The sequence below is a fragment of the Pseudomonas sp. KCJK8993 genome (genome assembly GCF_046230915.1).
Classification (GTDB): domain Bacteria; phylum Pseudomonadota; class Gammaproteobacteria; order Pseudomonadales; family Pseudomonadaceae; genus Aquipseudomonas; species Aquipseudomonas piscis.
Genome location: NZ_JBJJLO010000188.1, coordinates 1 through 6,531, shown reverse-complemented (window position 1 = coordinate 6,531; position 6,531 = coordinate 1). Strand labels below are relative to the sequence as shown.

General features: G+C 68.3%; 4 protein-coding genes. 1 reads left to right on the top strand and 3 read right to left on the bottom strand.

Annotation, left to right across the window (positions count from 1 at the left end; translation table 11 throughout):
• The 3 genes from ACK6AU_RS31000 to ACK6AU_RS30990 all read right to left on the bottom strand — a co-directional run.
• Positions 1–1,341, bottom strand: a 1,341-nt coding sequence (locus ACK6AU_RS31000; protein WP_409303499.1) for an efflux transporter outer membrane subunit, incomplete at its 3' end; no start/stop codon positions are given.
• Positions 1,325–2,491 (bottom strand): efflux RND transporter periplasmic adaptor subunit, encoded by a 1,167-nt coding sequence (locus ACK6AU_RS30995; RefSeq protein WP_409303497.1) that lies wholly within the window; start codon positions 2,489–2,491, stop codon positions 1,325–1,327. The genes ACK6AU_RS30995 and ACK6AU_RS31000, both read right to left, overlap by 17 nt.
• Entirely contained in the window at positions 2,481–5,702 is a 3,222-nt protein-coding gene (locus ACK6AU_RS30990; RefSeq protein ID WP_409303495.1) for an efflux RND transporter permease subunit, read from the bottom strand. Before ACK6AU_RS30990 ends, ACK6AU_RS30995 begins: the two co-directional genes overlap by 11 nt.
• A gap of 221 nt (positions 5,703–5,923) precedes the next feature.
• Between ACK6AU_RS30990 and ACK6AU_RS30985 the strand changes: the two genes are divergently transcribed.
• The gene (locus tag ACK6AU_RS30985) at positions 5,924–6,334 is read left to right on the top strand and encodes a hypothetical protein (RefSeq protein WP_409303493.1); all 411 of its coding nucleotides are present in this window, start codon (positions 5,924–5,926) and stop codon (positions 6,332–6,334) included.
• Positions 6,335–6,531: the final 197 nt, after the last annotated feature.

Sequence of the window (6,531 nt, the reverse complement as noted above, 5' to 3'; positions counted from 1 at the left end):
GGCTTGCAGGCTGCGTTGGGCCTGCAGCGCGGCGGTTTGCGCGGTGACCACATCCAGGTAGCTCACGGCACCGGCCTGGTAGCTGTTCATCGCCAGGGACTGGGTGTGCAGCGCCGCATTCACCGCCGCTTGCCGATCCAGCGCTTGTTGTTGCAGGTCACGCAGTTGCCCCAGGTTGTCTTCCACCTCGCGCACCGCTCGCAGCACTTGCCCACGGTAATGCGCGGCGGCCTCCTCGAATTCGGCATGGGCCTGGCGCTCGTTGGCACTGAGCCTGCCACCGTCGAAAAGCGGCAGGGTCATCAGCGGCCCCAGGGCCCAGTAGCGATTGCCCGCCGCCAGTAGGTTGCCGCTGCCTTGGGTCTGGCCGCCGAGCAGGCCGGTGAGGCTGAAGTCCGGGTACCAGGCCGCTCGCGCCACGCCGATGCCGGCATTGGCGGCGAATACCCGGCGTTCGGCGGCGGCGATGTCCGGCCGGCGTTGCAGCAGGCTGCTGGGCAGTTGCCGGGGGACTTCCGGCAGGCCCAGCGCCTGGGTGGTGGGCGCCAGGCGGAACTGGCTGGCCGGTTCGCCCACCAGCTCGCCGATGGCGTGTTCCGTGAGGTTGCGCTGGGCCCGGACTTCGTCCAGGTCGGCCTCGGCATTGGCCAGCTGGCTCTGGGCCCGGGTCAGGTCCAGCTCCGAGGCGATCTGCCCCTGGTAGCGGTCACGGGTCAGTTGCAGGGCCTGGCCGTCGTCCTCCAGGGAGCGGCTGAGAATCCGGCTTTGCGCGTCCAGGCCGACCAGTTGCACATAGAGCAATGCCAGCTGGCGTTGCAGGCTCAGGCGCGCCGCCGCCAGGTCATCGCCGGACGCCTGGGCCTGGGCATCGCCCGCCAGCGCCTGGTTGCGCAGCCGGCCCCAGAGGTCAAGGTCGAAGTCCAATGTAAAGCCGGCGCTGTTGCTGTTGTACACCGAGGGCTGGCTGCCGCCGCGCAGCGGTCGGCTGTCCGACTGGCGCTGGCGCAAGGGCTGGGCGCTGGCGCTGATCTGCGGGAACAGCCCGGCATGCAGCTGGCTGGCGTAGGCCTGGGCGCCGTCGTAGTGGGCCAGGGCCGCGGCGAGGTCCGGGTTGGCCTGGAGCAGGCGCTGTTGCAGGTCATCGAGCCGTGGGTCGTGGTACAGCCGCCACCAGTGTGCGTCGAGGGCCTGGGGCGTGGCCGGGTGCCAGGGCCCGGCGGCGCTCTGTTCGCGAAACCGCGCTGGCAACGCCACCTCCGGCGCCTGGTAATGCGGCGCCAGGGAGCAGCCGTGCAGCGCCAGCAGCACCAGCGCGGCGAGGGGTTTAAGCCTTGGGCGCATGGGCATCTCCCGCGTCGGCCAGTTGCACCCGGTCGCCTTCGCGCAGGGCGTCCGGCGGGTTGTCGATGACCTGATCCGTGGCTTGCAGGCCCTGGTCGATCACCAGGCGGTCGCCCAGGTCGAGGCCGATATGGATACTGCGCAGGTGCACGTGTTTTGCGCTGTCGATGAGCGCCACCTGGGTGCCCTGGGCGCGGAAGATCAGGGCGCTGGCGGGGATGCTCAGGCCATGGGTGTCGGCCGCCAGCGCCAGGCTCGCTTCGGCGTAGTCGCCAGGATGCAGGGCGCCGTCGGGGTTGGCGGCGACGAACTGCGCCAGCAGCGTGCCGGAGCGCGGATCGACGGCGCAGGAGTCGCCCACCAACTGGGCGCTGAACTGCTGGCCGGGGTGCTCGGGCACCGTCAGCCGGGCCGTGAGGCCGGGGCGGATCACGCTGGCGTAGTTTTGCGCAATGGGCACGTACAGCCGCAGCTTGTGGGTATCGGACAGGTCGAACAGTTGCGGATCGCTGTCGCTGTCGGCCTTGACCAGCTGGCCGATGTCGGTATGGCGGGCCGTGACCACGCCGGCGAACGGTGCGCGGATGGTCTTGTAGTCCTGCAGGGCCGAGAGCCGCGCGTAGTCGGCGGCGGCCGCTGCGGCACTGGCCTGGGCAGCGGTGGCGTTGGCGCGTTTTTCGTCGGCTTCCTGGCGCGATACCGAGTGGCTGGCCACCAGGTTCTGCCAGCGTGCGGCGGTGGTCTGCGCCAGCCGCGCGGTGGCTTGCTGCTGGAGCATCCGCGCCCGGGCCTGGGCCACTTGCTGGTCCAGGTCGGGGCTGTCGATGTGGGCCAGCACCTGGCCGGCGGCGACCTGGGTGCCGATGTCGGCGCTCCAGTCCTTGAGGTAGCCGCTGACCCGGGCGTGGATCGGCGCCTTGCTCCAGGCTTCCAGGTGGGCCGGCAGGCGCAGGCTGTCGCCCTGGGCGTTGGGTTGTGGTTGCACCGCCAGCACTTGGGGCACGGCGGCGGTTTCGGTCCAGGCGGCGACGGCCCGCTCATGCCGGGTGCGCGCGGCCAGGCCGCTGGCCACCAGCAGGGCGGCCAGGCTCAAGCCGCCGATGCCCAGCAGCATCAGGCGTTTGCGCGAAGGGGTGTGGTCAGGCGACATGGGTGGTTTCTCCAGCGACAGCGGGGTGGGAACGGCGACCGTGGACCAGGCTGAAGACCACGGGGACGAAGATCAGGGTGGCGACGGTGGCCAGCAGCAGGCCGCCGATCACCGCCCGGCCCAGGGGCGCGTTCTGCTCCTCGGACAGGGCCAGGGGCAGCATGCCGATGATCATCGCCAGGGCGGTCATGCACACCGGGCGAAAGCGCGTGTAGCCGGCTTCCAGGGCGGCCAGCAGGGCATCGCCGTGTTCCGCCAGGCGCTCGCGGCAGAAGCTCACCACCAGGATCGAGTTGGCGGTGGCCACGCCCATGCACAGGATGGCCCCGGTCAGCGCCGGCACCGACAGCGAGGTGCCGCTGAGGAACAGCATCCAGACGATGCCGGCCAGGGCCGCCGGTAGCGCGCTGATGATCACCAGCGGGTCGAGCCAGGATTGGAAGTTGACCACGATCAGCAGGTAGATCAGCACCACAGCACCCAGCAGCCCCAGGCTCAGGCCGCTGAAGGCCTGGTGCAGGGCGTCGATCTGCCCGTGCAGGCTGACCGTGGCGCCCTTGGGCCGCAGGGCCGCGGCGTCGTCCAGCGCCTGTTGCATGTCGTGGGCCACCGCGCCCAGGTCGCGGCCCTGGACATTGGCGTACAGGTCCAGGGTCGGCTGGATGTTGTAGTGGCTGACCACCGCCGGGCTGTCAACGCGGGAGATATCCGCCAGGCCACCGAGGATCTGCGCCTGGCCGTTGCTGCCGGTGACCGGCAAGGCCTCCAGGGCTGGCAGGCTGTCCAGGCGGTACTGCGGGGTGGCGGCGACGATGGAGTAGGACACGCCGTTCTTCGGGTTGAGCCAGAAGGTCGGCGCCACCTGGGAACTGCCGGCCAGGGAGGCGACCATGCTGTTGGTCACGTCGCGCTCGGTGATCCCCAGGCCGTTGGCCCGCAGGCGATCGACCTTGACCGCCAGCGACGGATAGCCGGTGGACTGCTGCAGGCGCAAGTCGGCGATGCCCGGCACGTGGCGCAGGCGCCGTTGCAGCTCTAGGGCATAGGCGCGGTTGGCCGCCTCGTCAGGCCCGGAGATCTTCACGTCCAGCGGCGCCGGCGCGCCGAAATTGAGAATCTGGCTGCTGATGTCCGCCGGCAGGAAGGCGAACTGGCTACCGGGGAAACTCTCCGGCAGGGCCTCGCGCAAGCGCTTCACGTAATCGGCGGTGGGCGCGTGGCCGGGCTTGAGGGTGACCTGGATATCGCCATCCTGGGGGCCGATGGTGCCGCTGTTGCTGTAGGCCATGTCGATGCCGCTCAGGGGGATGCCGATGTTGTCGATCACGCTGTCCAGCTCCTCGGGCGGGATCACCTCGCGGATCCGCGCTTCGATGTGGTCGAAGGCCGCCGCGCTTTCCTCGATCCGTGTGCCCAGGGGCAGGCGCACATGCAAGGCCAGGGCCCCGGCATCGGTGGCGGGGAAGAAATCCTGGCCCAGGCTCGGCAGCAGGGCGAAGGAGGCCAGCACACAGGCGAGGAAACCCAGGAGGAACGGCCGACGCCTGGCCAAGGCCAGTCGCAGCAGGCCGTGGTAGGTGTCGCGCACATTGGAAAAACGCCGCTCGAAGCCTTGCTGGAACCCCAGCAGCGCGCGTACCAGGGCATGCCGGGGCGGGGCGTGCTGCTCGCCTTCGTGGTGGTTGATGAAGGCATCTTCCGGGTGGTGGCCAGGGCCGGCCTCCGGCACGTGGGGCTTGAGCAGGTACAGGGCCAGGGTCGGCACCAGGGTCCGCGACAGCAGGAAGGAGCTGGCCATGGCGAAGATCACCGCCAGGGCCATGGGCCGGAACAGGTAGCCGGCGATGCCCTGCAGCAGGAACATCGGCACGAAGACGATGCAGATGCACAGCAGCGAGACGAACGCCGGGCCGACGATCTGTTTGGCGCCGTCGAGGATCGCGTCCTTCACCGTCTTGCCCTGTTCCAGGTGCCAGTTGATGTTCTCGATGGTCACCGTGGCGTCGTCCACCAGGATCCCCACCGCCAGGGCCAGGCCGCCCAGGGTCATGACGTTGAGGGTCTGGCCGCTGGCGGCCAGCAGGGCGATGGCGGCGAGCACTGCCAGGGGAATCGAGGCGGCGATGATCAGCGTCGAGCGCCAACTGCCGAGGAACAGCAGGATCATCGCGCTGGTCAGCAGCGCGGCGATGATGCCTTCCTGGGCCACGCTGCCCACCGACTGCTTGACGAACACCGAGGCGTCGCCCAAGAGCGAAGTCTTCAGCGCGGGCGGCAGGGTCTCATCGATGCGCGGCAGCATCTGGCGGATGCCATCGACGATCGACAGGGTGGAGATATTGCCGTTCTTCAGGGCCGGCATCAGCACCGCGCGGTGGCCGTCGACCCGCACGATATTGGTCTGCGGCGGCGAGCCGTCACGCACGTGGGCCACCTGGCCGATGGTGATCAAGGCGCCGTCGACGGTCTTGATCGGCAGGTCGTTGAGCTCGTCGATGGCAGTGGGGCTGTTGTTCAGCAGCACCGTGTATTCATTGCCGCCGAGCTTGGCGGTGCCCACCGGGATGATCTGGTTCTGCGCCGCCAGGGCGTTGCCCACGTCCTGGGCGGACAGGCCCTTGGCCGCCAGCGCCTGGGGATCGAGGTCGAGGGTGATCTGCCGCTGCTTGCCGCCCATGGGCGTGGGCATCGCCAGGCCCGGCAGGGCGCTCAGGGGCAGGCGGATATTGTTCTGCACCAGGTCGCGGATTTTCGCCTCGGACAGGGTCGGGCTGGAAAACGCCAGCTGCAAAATCGGCACCGTCGAGGCGCTGTAGTTGAGGATCAGCGGCGGAGTGATGCCCGGCGGCATCTGCTTGAGCACCGTCTGCGACACCGCGGTGACCTGGGCGTTGGCGGTGCGGATGTCCACCCCCGGCTGGAAGAAGATCTTGACGATGCCCATGCCCGGCAGCGACTGCGACTCGATGTGCTCGATGTCGTTGACCGTGGTGCTCAGCGAGCGCTCGTAGGTGTAGATCACCCGGCCGGCCATGGCGTCCGGCGACAAGCCGTTGTACTGCCAGACCACCGCCACCACCGGGATGCCGATGTCCGGGAACACGTCGGTGGGCGTACGCAGGGCCGCCAGCGGCCCGATGATGCAGATGAAGATCGCCAGCACGATAAACGTGTAGGGCTTGAGCAGAGCGGTCTTGACCAGCCCGAGCATGGGTGGACCTCCGAGACGGAAACGAGGCTCGGCAGTCTCCGGCGACCCACCTAACACGCGGCTTTCAGCCAGGTGAAGGAAGTTTTAGGTTGGGCCTTAACTTCCTTTCATGGGGATTCATTTGTCCTCGTTGCCGGGCCTCGCCAAGCTGGATGGCAATCCGGCGCGGCTGGCGTTCGCAGTCGCACCCTGTGTTCCTTCTCACTGCCGAGGTACCTGCCATGAATGCCAAACCGCTGCTGCTGATTCCCGCCCTGAGCCTGGTGCTGGCGCTTTCTGCCTGCGCCGGCCCGATGCCCAAGGCCGACCCCAACGACGCCTGGATCAGCCTTGAAGAAGAGGCCCCCAGCGACCTGATGGCCGAACGCGTGGACGGCAAGAACGTCGACGACGGCCGCTACTTCCAGGTCCGCCCCGGCGCCCACCGCCTGGACGTGACCCTGTTCGAAGACAGCACCGGCGACTCCAACCAGCAAGACTGCAACGGGCATGTCAGCTACGGCGACTTCAAGGCCGGCGAGCATTACAAGCTGGTGGAATCGACCCTGGGCACCGAAGTGCGGGCGCGGCTGTATGACGGGCAGGGCAAGCAAGTGGCCAGTGCGAGTGGGTTCAGGTGTATGCCGGGGTAGGGTGGGGCTGGTTCCTGAAAGTGTCGGCACTGCTGACACTATTGTTTGAACCCCTGATGTTTGAAACCCTGACGTTGAGCGCTAAAAGTCGCGCCACGGGTGCGACAAACTCACTCCGATGTCCTGACGATGCCTGCTGTGGAGGGGCCGGTTTATCGGGTTGCAGGGAGGAGGTAAATTATTTTTCCGCCACCCCG